Here is a 14,726-nt window from a genome sequence, read left to right as displayed (position 1 = left end):
GTGTCGTTGCGGCGGCCTAGACTCGACAAGCGATGAGCAGCCTCTTTGACGACAGCTTCCTGGCCGGCCTCCAGCACTCGGAGGAAGAGCCCCCGCCGCCCCCCGAGGACTCCGCACCCGAAGCGGTGCCGGAGGACCTCTTCGCGGGCGTATTCGACGGGCACCCGCCGCCCAGGGATGCGTACTACCGCGACGGCGCGCCCCGCCCCGTCATCGACTCCGCGGCGCTCCTCGACGGGCTGAACACCGAGCAGCGCGCCGCCGTGGTCCACGCGGGCTCCCCGCTGCTCATCGTCGCCGGGGCGGGCTCCGGAAAGACCCGGGTGCTGACCCACCGGATCGCCCACCTCCTCGCCGAGCGCGGGGTGCACCCCGGCCAGATCCTGGCGATCACCTTCACCAACAAGGCCGCGGGCGAGATGAAGGAGCGCGTCGAGCAACTCGTCGGACCGCGCGCCAACGCCATGTGGGTCATGACCTTCCACAGCGCGTGCGTACGCATCCTGCGCCGCGAGTCGAAGAAGCTCGGCTTCACCTCGTCGTTCTCGATCTACGACGCCGCCGACTCCAAGCGCCTGATGGCCCTGGTCTGCCGCGATCTCGACCTCGACCCGAAGCGCTTCCCGCCGAAGGCGTTCACGGCCAAGGTCTCCAACCTGAAGAACGAGCTGATCGACGAGGAGACCTTCGCCGGCCAGGCCGCGGACGGCTTCGAGAAGACCCTCGCCCAGGCCTACGCGATGTACCAGTCCCGGCTGCGCGAGGCCAACGCGCTGGACTTCGACGACATCATCATGACGACGGTCCATCTGCTCCAGGCCTTCCCCGACGTCGCCGAGCACTACCGCCGCCGCTTCCGGCACGTCCTGGTCGACGAGTACCAGGACACCAACCACGCCCAGTACACCCTCGTGCGCGAACTGGTCGGCCCGGCCGGCGAGGGCGACGCCCCCGCCGAGCTGTGCGTCGTCGGTGACGCGGACCAGTCGATCTACGCCTTCCGCGGCGCGACCATCCGCAACATCCTCCAGTTCGAGGAGGACTACCCGGACGCGACCACGATCCTGCTGGAGCAGAACTACCGCTCCACGCAGACGATCCTGTCCGCCGCCAACGCGGTCATCGAACGCAACGAGAGCCGCCGCCCCAAGAACCTCTGGACGAACGCCGGCACCGGCGCCCGCATCACCGGCTATGTCGCCGACACCGAGCACGACGAGGCGCAGTTCGTCGCCGACGAGGTCGACCGGCTGACCGACGCGGGCGACGCCAAGGCCGGCGACGTCGCGGTCTTCTACCGTACGAACGCGCAGTCCCGGGTCTTCGAAGAGATCTTCATCCGCGTCGGCCTGCCCTACAAGGTCGTCGGCGGCGTGCGCTTCTACGAGCGCAAGGAGGTCCGGGACGTGCTGGCCTACCTCCGGGTCCTGGCCAACCCCGAGGACACCGTCCCGCTGCGCCGCATCCTCAATGTGCCCAAACGCGGCATCGGCGACCGCGCCGAGGCGATGATCGACGCGCTGTCGATGCGCGAGAAGATCACCTTCCCGCAGGCGCTCCGCCGGGTCGACGAGGCGTACGGTATGGCGGCCCGGTCGGCCAATGCCGTCAAGCGGTTCAACACGCTGATGGAGGAGCTGCGCACGATCGTCGAGTCCGGCGCGGGCCCGGCGGTGGTTCTGGAGGCCGTCCTGGAGCGGACCGGCTATCTCGCGGAGCTCCAGGCGTCCACCGACCCGCAGGACGAGACCCGCATCGAGAACCTTCAGGAACTCGCCGCCGTCGCCTTCGAATTCGAGCAGGAGCGGGGAGAGTCCGGCGAGGAAGGCACGGGCACCCTCGCCGAGTTCCTGGAGAGGGTCGCGCTCGTCGCCGACTCCGACCAGATCCCCGACGAGGACGAGGACGGCTCCGGCGTCATCACGCTGATGACGCTGCACACCGCGAAGGGCCTCGAATTCCCGGTGGTCTTCCTGACCGGCATGGAGGACGGCGTCTTCCCGCACATGCGGGCGCTCGGCCAGGTCAAGGAGCTGGAGGAGGAGCGGCGGCTCGCGTACGTAGGCATCACCCGGGCCCGCGAGCGGCTCTATCTGACCCGGGCGGCGATGCGCAGTGCGTGGGGGCAGCCCTCGTACAACCCGCCGTCGCGGTTCCTGGAGGAGATTCCGGAACAGCACCTGGAGTGGAAGCGGACCGGGCCGATGGCGTCGCCGGCCGGACCGACGTCGGGGATCACCTCGTCACTGTCGTCGTCCCGTTCGCGCTCCGGCCCCTCGGGCTTCGCGACCCGGCGGACCTCGGACAAGCCGACGATCACGCTGGCCGTCGGGGACCGGGTCACGCACGACCGGTTCGGGCTCGGCACGGTGACGGCCGTCGAGGGATTCGGCGACCAGGCGGAGGCGACGGTCGACTTCGGGGACGAGCGGCAGAGGCTGCTGCTGCGGTACGCGCCGGTCGAGAAGTTGTAGTCCGGCGGTCGGGCAGGCGGCCGGGACAGTTGCACCGGCCGCCGGGTGGCTCAGGTCGGGTTGAGGCCGTGGCTGCGGAGCCAGGGCAGCGGGTCTATGGCCGCTCCGCCCCCGGGCCGTACCTCGAAGTGCAGGTGCGGACCGGTGGAGTTCCCTGAATCCCCGGAGTACGCGATCACATCGCCGGCCTTCACCGGGCCGGAGCGGATCTTGGTGCTGCTGAGGTGGCAGTACCAGGTCTCGGTGCCGTCGGCCATGGTGACGATGGCCATGTTCCCGTAGGCGCTGTTCAGCTGGGTGCGTACGGTGCCGTCGGTCGCGGCCATCACGGGCGTGCCGTACGAGACGGGGAAGTCGATGCCCGTGTGCGCGGACATCCAGTTGACGCCCGCCTGGCCGAAGTACGCGCTGAGGCCGTGCTGCGCGACCGGCAGGAGGAATTTGGGGCGCAGCGCCTCCTTGCGGGCGGCCTCTTCCTCGCGCTTCTTCTTCGCGGCGGCCTGCCGCTCCCTCAGGTCGATGCGTTCCTGGGTACGGCTGGCGCGGTCGGCGAAGTTCTCCGCGTCGGCGCTGAGGTTGGCGAGCTGGGTGTCCAGCTTGTTGTTGGCGGCGACCGGCTTGACGGAGCCGGGGTCGGCGGCCGCCATCGTGGTGTTGTTGTCCTTCTTGTCCTCGCCGCCCAGTCCGCTGACGGAAGCCGCGGCGATACCGGCCACGCTCATCACGCAGGCGGAGGGAACGGCGATGGTGAGGAGCGCGGAACGCTTTGCGGGGGAACGCCGCCGACTGCGGCTGCCGCCGCCACCGCTGCGGGATGCGGGGCGGCTGATGGGGCGGTGGGCGGCGGGCGCGGCGTCGGCCGTGTCGTCGGCGGCGGCGGCTTCGCGCACGTCGGTGTCGAAGTCAGCCTCCGCCCCCGTCTCCGTCTCCGCCCCCGTTCCCGTCTCCGGGAGGCTGAACTCGGCGGTGCGGTGGGGCTCGTACGGGTCGAAGGAGTCCTGGTCGGCATAGGACTCGTACGACTGGTGCGCCTCTTGTGTCGCCGGCGCCTCGTACAACATCTGTGCGGTTTGCGTGGTTTGCGCGGTCTGCTGTTCCTGCTCGGGCGTGGCGCCGGTGTTCCAGGCGGTGGCGTCGTACGCGCCGGTGTCGTACGCGGCCGTGTCGGCCGTCGCCCACTGGCCGGCCTCGTACCAGCCGTTGGTGTCCCACTGGCCCGTGGCGTCCGGGGCGCCGCCCTGTGCCGGAATTTCGGCGAAGGTGGCGGTAGCGGTGGCGGCCGTGCCGTAGTCGGCTCCGGGCGTCCAGGTGGCTGTGGTGTCGTACGTCGGGCCCGCGGCGTACTGCTGCTGGGGCTCCGCCGCGTACGGGGCAGAGGCGTCGTACGAGGTGGTGGCGTGTGCACCCGTGTCCCACTGCGTGGAGTCGTACTGGCCGCTGTACCCGGCCTGGCCGGTGGCGTAGCCGCTGCCGTACGTGCCGTCATGGCTGCCGGGAAGGGAGCCGAAGAGCGGGTCGCTGTCGTAGCTGCCGGTGGCTTGGCTGTCGTATCCGGCGTACCCGGCGTGGGGGTGCTGGTCGTTCACCAACTTCTCTCTCGCCTCGGCAGCAGGACCTGTGGTCTGGGGTCCGGCGGAGGGATCCCAGGGGGAGCAGTGGCCGCGACTGTACCCGGCGGTACGTGACGTCGACAATCTTCGGCAGGCTCGGGCGGCTCAGGAAACGGGCAATCGGCCGTCTTTCGACGGACTGCCCACACAGCCTTGGCTCTATGTTCGAAACGCGTTCTATTTTTTTTGGGGCCTTCGGCGGGGTGAGGTGAGGCCGGGCCAGTCCGGTCAAGCCACCGAAGCGGCTCCTGCTGCTCCTGTGGCTCCTGTGGCTTCGATCATCGATTCGCGGGATTCCAGCGCCTGCCGGATCGCGGCGGCGACGGCGGGATGCACCGGAAGCGCGAGATGGCCGATGCCGCTTACGCGTACGTTCAGCGCGTCGAGATCCGGATGGTCGATGCAGGCAGCCTCGGCCGGGACGATCACCCGGTCCAGCTCGCTCCAGAAGCTCACGAACCGGGTGCGGCAGCCGGGCGCCGGCCTGTGCAGTTCCTCGATCGGCGCGGAGCCCGTACGCATCTGGCGCACGATGGGGTGAGCGCTGGCCAGTGGGGCGACGGACGTGCCCCCGTGCGGTGTGCCGAGGGTGACCAGGGTGCGGACCCGCTGGTCACCGCCCAGCCGCTGTACGTAATAGCGGGCGATCAGGCCGCCGAGGCTGTGCCCGACGATGTCGACCTGGTGGTGTCCGGTGCGGGCGCAGATCTCCTCGACGTGCCGGCCGAGCAACTCGGCTGCCGTACGGATGTCGCAGGTCAGCGGCGAGTAGTTGAGTGACTCCAGATGGCGCCAACCGTGCCGGGCGAGGGAGCGGCGGAGCAGGACGAAGACCGAGCGGTTGTCGATGAAGCCGTGCAGGAGCACGACGGGCGGCCGCTCGCCGCCCTCGGCAGGGAGGGCAAAGGTCCCGGCCGGGGCGGTGGGAGGCGTGGTGGTCGGTTCGGCCGGGCGCTGCGGGGGCCGCCGCTCCCCGGCGATGCCGGTGGGGTAGAGGAGCACATGCCCGGTGAGGACCACAAGTTCGAGTGCGGTGGCCTTGAGCAGCGCGGATGACAGCCGGGCGCAGCACAGACACGGCCGGCGCAGCAATAGGGGAAGGAAAGGCAGGACCTTCATGGCCGACCTCCTGCTTCGGCAAGCGGGGAGGCGGCTCCGGTCCCCGTATGCCCTCATGGGGTGCCGTTGCGTGCACGGGCGGCACGCCCGGCCATCCGGCCGGGCTTCGGCCCCGATTCGCAGGCCCCTGCTCACCGGTGGTGACCGGCGAACGATCGGCCGACGGGCCTGATGGCGATGGGCCCGGCAGCCCGTACCACCGTGCCGCGCGGCTGGCGGCGCGGTGGTACGGCGACCTCTTGGCGGCTCCCCTGGCGGCCGGTCCCGCACGGCAGGTGTGCCGCGTCAAGCGGGAACGGCGCCCGGTGAACATGTCCCACGTGTGATTTCCCCCTCCCCGTCCACCGCGAAACGGCGGGTTGCGGGATGCTGTCGATAACGTTCGTTCACATCCCCGGCCCTTCAGGCACGGGAGACGCATGTGGAGGCAGTGATGGGTGTGACCGGTCCGATCCGTGTGGTGGTGGCCAAGCCGGGCCTGGACGGCCATGATCGCGGGGCCAAGGTGATCGCGCGGGCACTGCGCGACGCCGGTATGGAGGTCATCTACACCGGGCTCCACCAGACGCCCGAGCAGATCGTGGACACCGCGATTCAGGAGGACGCCGACGCGATCGGCCTCTCGATCCTCTCCGGTGCGCACAACACGCTCTTCGCCAAGGTGATCGAGCTGCTGAAGGAGCGCGAGGCGGAGGACATCAAGGTCTTCGGCGGCGGCATCATCCCGGAGGCGGACATCGCACCGCTGAAGGACCAGGGCGTCGCGGAGATCTTCACCCCGGGTGCGACGACGGCGTCGATCGTCGACTGGGTCAACGCGAACGTCCGCCACCACGCGGAAGCCTGATCCCCTCCCACCGCAGGGCAGCGGGCCGACAGGCCCGCCTGCCCGCCGCGGTGCACCGGGTGACGGCTGCGCGGGGGTGGCCGGCGGGGGCCGGGTTCCGCCGATTCCCCTCGGGCCGGAGTCTGCCGATCCCCGCTCAGCCCGGTATCAGTTCCAGGTCCATCGCCGAGCGCAGCCGCAGCGTGGAGACCAGTCGTTGGAATGCCTCCGACCAGTAGCCGTTCGCGCCCGGTGAGGCGTCCTCCGGTTCGTCCGGGGTGGTGGTGAGGACCTCCAGGCGGTCCGCCTCGCCCGGGTTCAGGCAGCGTTCGGCGAGGCCCATCACGCCGCTGAAGCTCCAGGGATAGCTGCCCGCGTCCCGGGCGATGTCCAGGGCGTCTACGACCGAGCGGCCGAGAGGTCCGGCCCAGGGTGTCGGGCAGACCCCCAGCAACTGGAAGGCCTCCGACAGCCCGTGCGCCGCGATGAAGTCGGCCACCCATTCGGCCCGTTCGGCTGCGGGAAGTATGGCGAGGAGCTTCGACCGCTCGGCGAGCGACGCCGTACCGGGGCCGTTCGACGGGGGGACGGACGGTGCGCCGAGCAGCGCGCGGGCCCACTCCGGATCCCGCTGCCGCACTGCTGCCCGGCACCATGCCGCGTGCAGTTCCTCGGCCCAGCCGTCGGCCACCGGCAGGCCGACGATCTCCTGTGCGGCGCGGCCACCGAACCGCACCGGCCAGGTGGCGAGGGGGGTCGCCTCCACCAACTGGCCGAGCCACCAGGACCGTTCGCCCTGCCCGGACGGCGGCACCGCCACCACGCCGTCGCGCTCCATCGACGCATCGCATTCGTGCGGGGCCTCCACGGCGACGGAGGCCTCGTCGCCGGTGAGGTCCGGGCTCACACAGGACATCGCGCGGCCCGCCATCCGTTCGGCGAACGCCGACTCCGGCAGTGCCGAGAGCAGTTCGGCAGCAGTCGAGCGGACATTGCGACTGCGATCGGAGAGTGCCTGTTCCAGGAAGGTCTCGTCGACTCCGGACAGTCCGGTGCGCAGTGAGTCGAGAAACATCAGCCGGTCCTCGGCGCGCTCGGTGGTCCATGTGGTGGCGAGCAGCGCGAGCGCTTCAGCGGGATCGTGTGCCCGTACGGCCCCGAGCAGGGCGACCCGTTCGGCGAACAGGCCCTCCTCCCACAGCCGGGCGACCGCTTCCGGCTCCGTGACGTCCGGCAGCAACGAGCCGCCGGACGAGCCGCGCAGCGCGAACTTCCACTCGGGGTTCAGCCCGGCCAGCCACAGCCCGCGCGGCCCGGCGAAGGCCAGGGCCTGCGGCCGCAGGTCGGTACGGGACCTGGCCGCGTCCAGCAGGGGCGGGAGCAGCACGGCCGGGGCCCGGTAGCCGTGCTGATTGGCGGTGGCCAGCCACTGCGGGATCAGCTCCGTGAGATCAGGAGCCGTACCCCGCCGACCGCCCGAGCCGCCCGGTGCCGACCGGTCCGCGAGCAACTGGGCGAGCCTGCGCCGTGCGGCCGGGGGCAGCGGCGGCCGCGGGTCGGCGGGCGTCGGCTCGGGCCGGGCGGCCGCGGAGGCGGGCAGCAGCCCCGCTCTGCGTTGCACGGTGTGGAGCGCCGCCGCGTCCAGAAGTCCGCCCGGTCCGCCGCCTCCCTCGGCCGGGCGGCGGTCGGTGCCGAGAAGCGCCGCGGTGACGAGCTCTTCCCAGGGCGCGGGTGTGACGGTGCGAGGCATTGGTCCCCCTTCGAATCCAACGTCAGATGAGCGGCACGGTCTCGGACGTCGTGTCGACGCTGCTGATCTCGACGCCGTCGGCATCGACTCCGCAGACTCCGGCGTCCGCGTCCGTGGACCAGGCCGCGAGCGGGTCGAACCCGCGGTGGCCGCATTCGCCGAAGACCGTGACGGGCGAGCCGCCGGAGAGCGCGACGAGCTTCCACAGGCCGGGCCGGGACAGCGCCGAAGGGGCGACGGGCAGGGCCGCATCGCCCGCCGCGTCGACCAGCTGCCAGCCGTCCCCGGACGGTACGGGTATGACCTCGCGCAGTGTCACCGGCCAGGCGTCCAGCCAGGGATCGTCCCGCAGGGCGTCTCCGTACGCACCGATCGCGGCCGCCGCCGTACCGCCCGGCGGTGGCGTACCGGTCGGTGACGGGACACCGAACTGCCCGCCCAGCTCCGCCCGTAGCCGGCCGGCGCCCGGATAGGGCGTGATCTCGGCGTCGATCGCGACGCCCACCGGCAGCGCCAGCCCCGGGGCGCGCCCGGCCGCCCCGAAGGAGAGCAGTAGAGCCGTGCGGCCCGAGTCCCTCCCGTACAGCCAGATGCGGCGCGTGACGATCTTGCCGTCCGGGGTGTCGTACTGGGCGAGGACCAGCCAGTGGTCGCGGACCGGTGGGCCCTCGGCGGGGGCGGTCAGCCCCACGCGGGTACGGACCGTGGCCGCCAGCGGCTCCGGCAGCCGGTCGATCCCCAGCCATGCGCTGTCCAGCAGATGCAGCAGCGCGCACTCCTCCAGCAGCCGCACCGGCCAGCCCGGCCCGGATGCCGGGATGGAGCCCAACTCCCGTACGCGGGCGGCAAGTCCGGGCGCCTGGGCGTCGACCATGCGGGCTGCCGTCTCCTCCCACAGCCCGTACCCCGACTGATCGGCCACTGCCAGACCGCCGCGCAGCAGATCCGTCAGCCGCTGCTCCAGCTCCTGTGCACCGCCGGTGATACGCCCCGCTCGGCGCTCGGCGCGCCGCCGGGCGGCCTCCGGGTCGGCCGGGCCCGCGGCCGAGGCGCCGCCCGCCGTCGGCCCGCCCTTCTCCCCCTTGTCCGCCGCACGCCTGCGACGGCCCGTCAGCCACTCACCGGCCCAGTCCGGCACCTCGCCGGCGGGCAGGGCCGATTCGCCGGACGCCCAGACCAGCAGCAGACCCAGCGTGTGCTTGCACGGGAACTTCCGGCTGGGACAACTGCACTTGTACGCAGGACCGGTGGTGTCCACCACCGTTTGATACGGCTTGCTTCCGCTTCCCTTGCACAGCCCCCACACCGCACCCGAACCGTCACACCCGCCGCCCGACCACGGACCGGCCGAACCGAGCTTGCTCCCCGCCTTGCGTGACGTCGCATCAGGAGCCAGGGCCAGGACCTGCTCCACCGTCCAGCGCGCCGCCGGGTCGGCGGTGCGCAAGGGTTCTCCCCCGTGAGATAGCAGCATGGGGACGACGGTAGAACGCACCACTGACAATCATCATGACCTGCTGATTTGCCGTCACGCGCACCACTTGACGTTACCCGCCCTCTGCGATTCGCTGCGAACTCCAGACCTTTGAATCCGGGGGGATCAGCTGATGAACCGCACCGTCCGTAACATCCGCACCATCCGCACCGTTCGGACGGCCGTCTGCGCAGCCGTCGTCCTCGGTCTCGCCGTGGGCCTCGGCGCCTGCTCCGAGACCGTCGACCAGGTGGACAAGGCCGTGGACGAGACGTACGAAGTCACCTACGAGGTCACCGGCACGAGCGTGGACGAGATCCAGTTCCACGCGGGCGGCGGCAAGGCCATGGACCCGAAGATCGAGACGGTCAAATCCCCCGAACTGCCGTGGCGGAAGACCGTCACGCTGCGCGGGATCATGCCGCCCGCCGTCATGCCGATCGCCCTGGACGAGGACGGGGCCGACGTCACCTGCTCGATCACGCACAAGGGCAAGGTCATCAAGGAGGCCAAGGGCGAGGGTCTCGTCACCGCGGGCGGCTGCGTCGCGGTCTCGCCGGTGACCGGCTGAACGCTCCACGCGTAGCCGCTGAATCGGCCCCGACCTGTGGTCGGGGCCGATTGTCAGTGCCATGGTGCACGGTGGAAACCACATCAGGTCGACCGATCTGGAGGGGGATCCATGACCGTGTCCGAAACCACCGCCGCCGTTGGCGTACAGGCCCTGCGACCGCATGCCGAGGAAGCCTTCGCCCATGAGCTGAAGGCCCTTGCCGCGGCCGACGACCGCCCGCGGCCCGCCCGTTGGCAGCTGTCCCCGTGGGCCGTCGCCACCTACCTGCTCGGCGGCACACTGCCGGACGGCACGGTGATCACGCCCAAGTACGTCGGTCCGCGCCGCCTCGTCGAAGTCGCCGTGACCACACTCGCCACCGACCGGGCCCTGCTGCTCCTCGGCGTTCCCGGCACCGCCAAGACCTGGGTCTCCGAGCATCTCGCGGCCGCCGTCAGCGGCGACTCGACGCTGCTCGTCCAGGGCACGGCGGGCACCCCGGAGGAAGCCGTCCGCTACGGCTGGAATTACGCACAACTGCTCGCGCACGGGCCCAGCCGCGACGCCCTGGTGCCGAGTCCGCTCATGCGCGCCATGTCCGACGGCATGACCGCGCGGATCGAGGAACTCACCCGTATCCCCGCCGATGTGCAGGACTCGCTGATCACGATCCTGTCGGAGAAGACGCTCCCCGTCCCCGAACTGGGCCAGGAGGTCCAGGCGGTCCGCGGTTTCAACGTCATCGCCACCGCCAACGACCGCGACCGCGGGGTCAATGAGCTGTCCAGCGCGCTGCGCCGCCGGTTCAACACCGTCGTGCTGCCGCTGCCGGCCACCCCCGACGCAGAGGTCGACATCGTGTCCCGGCGGGTCGACCAGATCGGGCGTTCGCTCGACCTCCCGGCCGCGCCCGACGGCATTGCCGAGATCCGGCGCGTCGTGACGGTCTTCCGCGAGCTGCGTGACGGTGTCACCACCGACGGCCGCACCAAGCTCAAGTCTCCCTCGGGCACGCTGTCGACGGCCGAGGCGATCTCCGTCGTCACCAACGGCCTCGCGCTGGCCGCGCACTTCGGCGACGGGGTGCTGCGCCCCGGTGATGTGGCGGCGGGCATCCTGGGCGCGGTCGTCCGCGATCCCGCGGCCGACCGGGTGGTCTGGCAGGAGTACCTGGAGACCGTGGTCCGGGAGCGGGACGGGTGGAAGGACTTCTACCGCGCCTGCCGCGAGGTATCCGCATGATCCGGGCCGTGCGTTCCGCCGGACCGCTGCTGCTGGGGGTGCGGCACCACGGCCCGGGCTCGGCCCGAGCCGTTCGTACGGCCCTGGAAGCCGCCCGCCCGCGGGCGGTGCTGATCGAGGGGCCTCCTGAGGGTGACGCACTGCTGCCACTGGCCGCCGACGAGCAGATGCGGCCGCCGGTCGCACTTCTTGCCCATGCTGTCGACGACCCGGGGCAGGCGGCGTTCTGGCCGCTGGCCGCGTTCTCGCCCGAGTGGGTCGCGATCCGCTGGGCGCTGGCGCACGACGCCCCGGTCCGCTTCATCGACCTGCCCGCGGTGAACTCCCTGGCCATGGCACAGGCAGCGGAACGCGAAACGGACCGGGACGGGGAACCCCCTACGGGCGGCTCGCCTGCGCATGCCCCGATCGACCCCATCGGTGTACTGGCCGAGACGGCGGGTTACGACGACCCGGAATGCTGGTGGGAGGACGTCGTCGAACACCGCACCCAGGGCGGCGAGGCCGTCGACCCGCGGGCACGGTTCGCCGCGCTCGCCGAGGCGATGACATCCCTGCGCGAGGTGTACGGGGACGGCGGCCACGCTCGTGACACCGTCCGCGAGGCGTATATGCGCATCCAACTGCGCAAGGCGGTGAAGGAGTTCGGCGACGATGTCGCGGTCGTCTGCGGTGCCTGGCATGTGCCCGCGCTCGGCACGAAAACCACACTCGCCGCCGACCGGGCCCTGCTCAAGGGGCTGCCCAAGGTCAAGGCCGAGCTGACCTGGGTGCCCTGGTCGCACCGCCGGCTCGCCCGGCACAGCGGATACGGGGCGGGCATCGACTCGCCCGGCTGGTACGGACACCTCTTCGAGACCGCCGACCGCCCGATCGAGCGGTGGATGACCAAGGTCGCCGGACTCCTGCGCGACGAGGACCGGTTCGTCTCGTCCGCCCACGTCATCGAGGCCGTCAGGCTCGCCGAGACCCTCGCCGCCATGCGCGGCCGCCCGCTGGCCGGGTTGAGTGAGACGACCGATGCGATCCGGGCCGTGATGTGCGAAGGCTCCGATGCGCCGCTCGCGCTCGTACAGGACCGGCTGATAGTCGGCGAGACACTCGGCGAAGTGCCGGACACCGCCCCCGCCGTACCCCTGCAGCGCGACCTCACCCGACAGCAGCGCACACTCCGGCTCAGGCCGGAGTCTATGGAGCGGGAGTTGGAGCTCGACCTGCGCAAGGACACCGACGCAGCCCGCAGCCGGCTGCTCCACCGGCTGCGGATTCTCGCCGTCGGCTGGGGCGAGCCCGCCGCAGGCCGGGCGAGTACCGGCACCTTCCGGGAGAGCTGGCGGCTGCGCTGGGAGCCCGAGCTGTACGTACGGGTCGCGGAGGCCGGGACATGGGGCACCACCGTGCTCTCCGCGGCGACCGCCAAGGCCGAGACCCAGGCGGCTTCGGCGACCGCACTCGCCGAGGTCACCGCACTCGCCGAGCACTGCCTCCTCGCGGAACTGCCCGACGCACTGCCCGTGGTGATGCGGGCCCTCGCCGACCGCGCCGCACTCGACGCCGACGTCGGCCATCTCGCCGACGCCCTGCCCGCGCTGGCCCGCACCCTGCGCTACGGCGACGTGCGGTCCACGGACACCGCGGCTCTCGGCGAGGTCGCGGCCGGGCTCGCCGAGCGGATCTGCGTCGGACTCCCTCCCGCCTGCACCGGACTGGACGCCGACGGTGCCGCCGAACTGCGCCGCCGGGTGGACGGGGTCCACACAGCGATCGGGCTGCTCGCCGGGGCCGTTCAGGCGGATGCCGACGGGGCCGGGCTGCGTGAGCGCTGGACCGCCGTGCTGCACAAGCTCGCCGCCCGGGACACGGTCGCGGGCGTCATCCGGGGCCGCGCGGCCCGCCTGCTGCTCGACGAAGGACGGCTCGCGGAGGACGACGCGGCACGGCTGATGGGCCTGGCCCTCTCGCCCGGCACACCCCCGGCCGACGCCGCAGCCTGGATCGAGGGGTTCGTCGGCGGAGCCGCCGGGGGCGGCATGCTCCTCGTCCACGACGAGCGACTGCTCGGCCTGGTCGACGCCTGGCTCACCGGGGTTCCAGCCGACACCTTCGCCGATGTGCTGCCCCTGTTGCGCCGCACCTTCTCGGTGTACGAAGCGGGCGTACGGCGCACGCTGGGCGAACTCGTACGGCGCGGTCCGTCCGCCGGGGGACCGACAGCCACCGCTACCGGGACGACGGCACCCGGCTTCGGCCCCGGACTCGACGGAGCCAGGGCCGACGCGGTGGTGCCGGTGCTGCGTCTGCTGCTCGGTCTGGACACCGGCACCGTTCCGGACCCGGGCGGCGTCGACCCGGACAACAGAGATCCGGACGAGAGAGTCGAGAACGTCGAGGAACCGCTGGGGGCAACGAGATGACCACGGACACGGCCGGCACCGCACCGCACCCGGCCCACAGCTCGCCGCCCGGCCCGGCGGACCGCTCGGCACGGCCCCGCCCGCAGTCGGGCCCGGCGAACGACGAGCGGCTGCGTCGGTGGCGGCTGGTCCTGGGCGGGGACAGCGCAGAGAGCACCGGCTGTACCCTCACCGGACGCGACGCCGCGATGGACGGCGCACTGACCGCACTGTACGGCGGCGGAGGCAGACCCGGGGCGCGGGGCGGGAGCAACCGCTCGTCCGGACTCGGGGCCTCCGCCCCCTCCGTGGCCCGCTGGCTCGGCGACATCCGCACGTACTTCCCCAGCTCCGTCGTCCAGGTCATGCAGCGCGACGCGATCGACCGACTCGGCCTCTCGGCACTGCTCCTCGAACCGGAGATGCTGGAGGCCGTCGAGGCGGACGTCCATCTCGTCGGAACGCTCCTCTCGCTCAACAAGGTCATGCCCGAGACGACGAAGGAGACCGCAAGAGCCGTCGTGCGCAAGGTCGTCGACGATCTGGAGAAGCGGCTCGCCACCCGCACCCGGGCCACACTCACCGGCGCGCTGGACCGCTCGGCCAGGATCGACCGGCCCCGCCACCACGACATCGACTGGGTCCGAACCATCCGGGCCAACCTCAAGAACTACCTCCCCGAGTACGGCACCGTCGTCCCCGAGCGGCTCATCGGCTACGGGCGGGCCGCACAGTCCGTGAAGAAGGACGTCATCCTCTGCATCGACCAGTCGGGGTCGATGGCCGCCTCCGTCGTCTACGCCTCCGTCTTCGGCGCGGTGCTCGCCTCCATGCGAACCCTGCAGACCAGGCTTGTCGTCTTCGACACGGCAGTGGTCGACCTCACCGACCAGCTCGACGACCCCGTCGACGTACTCTTCGGCACCCAGCTCGGCGGCGGCACCGACATCAACCGGGCGCTCGCCTACTGCCAGTCGAAGATCTCCCGCCCCGCCGACACCGTCGTCGTCCTCATCAGCGACCTCTACGAGGGCGGCATACGCGACGAGATGCTGAAGCGGGTCGCCGCGATGAAGGCATCCGGCGTGCAGTTCGTGACGCTGCTCGCGCTGTCCGACGAGGGTGCGCCCGCCTACGACCGCGACCATGCAGCGGCCCTCGGGGCCCTGGGCGCACCGGCATTCGCATGCACCCCGGATCTATTCCCGGGAGTGATGGCAGCGGCGATCGAGAAGAGGCCACTTCCCATCCCTTGATCTTCGCAGGGAATCCGGCCTTCTGGCCG

Annotated in this window: 10 protein-coding genes; 6 read left to right on the top strand and 4 right to left on the bottom strand. The window is 71.5% G+C overall.

Annotation, left to right across the window (positions count from 1 at the left end; translation table 11 throughout):
* Positions 1 to 32: 32 nt before the first annotated feature.
* Positions 33 to 2,474, top strand: a complete 2,442-nt coding sequence (gene pcrA / locus OG953_RS17130; RefSeq protein WP_405685201.1) for a DNA helicase PcrA — start codon at positions 33 to 35, stop codon at positions 2,472 to 2,474.
* A 50-nt stretch (positions 2,475 to 2,524) separates the two neighbouring features.
* Here the strand turns inward: pcrA and OG953_RS17125 are convergent, their stop codons facing one another.
* Both OG953_RS17125 and OG953_RS17120 read right to left on the bottom strand, forming a co-directional pair.
* Positions 2,525 to 4,060 carry a M23 family metallopeptidase gene (locus OG953_RS17125; protein WP_405685199.1) on the bottom strand — a complete coding sequence of 512 codons (1,536 nt, stop codon included), beginning with the start codon at positions 4,058 to 4,060 and terminating at the stop codon, positions 2,525 to 2,527.
* 252 nt (positions 4,061 to 4,312) lie between these two features.
* Positions 4,313 to 5,203 carry an esterase/lipase family protein gene (locus OG953_RS17120; protein ID WP_405685198.1) on the bottom strand — a complete coding sequence of 297 codons (891 nt, stop codon included), beginning with the start codon at positions 5,201 to 5,203 and terminating at the stop codon, positions 4,313 to 4,315.
* A gap of 433 nt (positions 5,204 to 5,636) precedes the next feature.
* On the opposite strand from OG953_RS17120, the gene OG953_RS17115 reads away from it, so the two are divergent.
* The gene (locus tag OG953_RS17115) at positions 5,637 to 6,050 is read left to right on the top strand and encodes a cobalamin B12-binding domain-containing protein (protein ID WP_093899677.1); all 414 of its coding nucleotides are present in this window, start codon (positions 5,637 to 5,639) and stop codon (positions 6,048 to 6,050) included.
* 136 nt (positions 6,051 to 6,186) lie between these two features.
* Here the strand turns inward: OG953_RS17115 and OG953_RS17110 are convergent, their stop codons facing one another.
* Together OG953_RS17110 and OG953_RS17105 are read right to left on the bottom strand one after the other, a co-directional pair.
* Positions 6,187 to 7,779 carry a DUF5691 domain-containing protein gene (locus OG953_RS17110; RefSeq protein WP_405685197.1) on the bottom strand — a complete coding sequence of 531 codons (1,593 nt, stop codon included), beginning with the start codon at positions 7,777 to 7,779 and terminating at the stop codon, positions 6,187 to 6,189.
* Positions 7,780 to 7,801: 22 nt separating this feature from the next.
* Positions 7,802 to 9,253: an SWIM zinc finger family protein gene (locus OG953_RS17105; RefSeq protein WP_405685194.1), complete on the bottom strand. Its 1,452-nt coding sequence runs from the start codon at positions 9,251 to 9,253 to the stop codon at positions 7,802 to 7,804.
* 133 nt (positions 9,254 to 9,386) lie between these two features.
* Here OG953_RS17105 and OG953_RS17100 point away from each other — a divergent pair, with 133 nt between their 5' ends.
* The 4 genes from OG953_RS17100 to OG953_RS17085 all read left to right on the top strand — a co-directional run bounded on the left by OG953_RS17100 (position 9,387) and on the right by OG953_RS17085 (position 14,697).
* Complete coding sequence (locus OG953_RS17100; RefSeq protein WP_405685193.1) at positions 9,387 to 9,824, top strand: MmpS family transport accessory protein; 438 nt, start codon at positions 9,387 to 9,389, stop codon at positions 9,822 to 9,824.
* 111 nt (positions 9,825 to 9,935) lie between these two features.
* Positions 9,936 to 11,048, top strand: coding sequence for an AAA family ATPase (locus tag OG953_RS17095; protein ID WP_405685191.1), 1,113 nt, complete (start codon positions 9,936 to 9,938; stop codon positions 11,046 to 11,048).
* Positions 11,045 to 13,462 (top strand): DUF5682 family protein, encoded by a 2,418-nt coding sequence (locus tag OG953_RS17090; RefSeq protein ID WP_405685190.1) that lies wholly within the window; start codon positions 11,045 to 11,047, stop codon positions 13,460 to 13,462. The genes OG953_RS17095 and OG953_RS17090 overlap by 4 nt, the downstream gene beginning before the upstream one ends.
* A complete protein-coding gene (locus tag OG953_RS17085; protein ID WP_405685189.1) occupies positions 13,459 to 14,697 on the top strand; it encodes a VWA domain-containing protein in 1,239 nt (412 codons plus the stop codon). The genes OG953_RS17090 and OG953_RS17085 overlap by 4 nt, the downstream gene beginning before the upstream one ends.
* Positions 14,698 to 14,726 lie beyond the last annotated feature (29 nt).

Source organism: Streptomyces sp. NBC_00057 (assembly GCF_045041165.1).
In the GTDB taxonomy this organism is placed as follows: Bacteria; Actinomycetota; Actinomycetes; order Streptomycetales; family Streptomycetaceae; genus Streptomyces.
The sequence above is the reverse complement of the archived record's forward strand: the minus strand, read 5'-3'. Positions and strand labels throughout refer to the sequence as shown.